This is a genomic window from Flammeovirga aprica JL-4 (assembly GCF_012844305.1).
GTDB classification, from domain to species: domain Bacteria; phylum Bacteroidota; class Bacteroidia; order Cytophagales; family Flammeovirgaceae; genus Flammeovirga; species Flammeovirga aprica.
The window spans coordinates 1-525 of the sequence record NZ_JABANE010000440.1; the positions used below are offsets into that span (position 1 = coordinate 1).

1 protein-coding gene is annotated in these 525 nt (G+C 55.8%); it reads right to left on the reverse strand.

Annotated elements, in window-relative coordinates; all coding sequences use genetic code 11:
- Window positions 1-23 precede the first annotated feature (23 nt).
- Window positions 24-525: bifunctional murein DD-endopeptidase/murein LD-carboxypeptidase (mepS, locus tag HHU12_RS34830; protein WP_169661251.1), on the reverse strand; the 502-nt coding region annotated here is incomplete at its 5' end.

The following is a 525-nucleotide window of genomic DNA, read 5'->3' on the forward strand; positions in this document are numbered from 1 at the left end:
AACCGGCGGCGGTGGAGGACAGTTTACGAGCGGCTCAGGACTCGACGCGCTTCATTGTAGCGCTTTTTCCAGTACGGCTCATCCATGCTGGAGATAGTCACCCCGCTGCTGGTGGAGGCGTGAACAAACTGGTTGTTGCCGAGGTAGATCCCGACATGGCGGCCGGTAGAGCCGGCGCGAAACAGAACCAGATCGCCTGTACGCAGTTGGGCACGGGAAATCGATTTTCCGGTTTCCTGCTGTTCAGAAGTTGAACGCGGCAGTTCCAGACCAAATTGTTCGCGGAAGGTGCGCTGCACAAACGCTGAGCAGTCGATACCCTTGCGGGTGCTGCCGCCGAGGCGGTAACGCACGCCTTTCCAGCTGGCATACTGATCCATTAAACGGGACTTTACGTCCAGGTTACGGACCATCGTTTCAAATTCATCCTGAGAGGCTTGCAGTGATGATAAATCGCCACTACCCACAGCATGCGTCTCAGAATGCATATTCCTGGCGGTACTTGTTGAACTACACGCGGAAAGC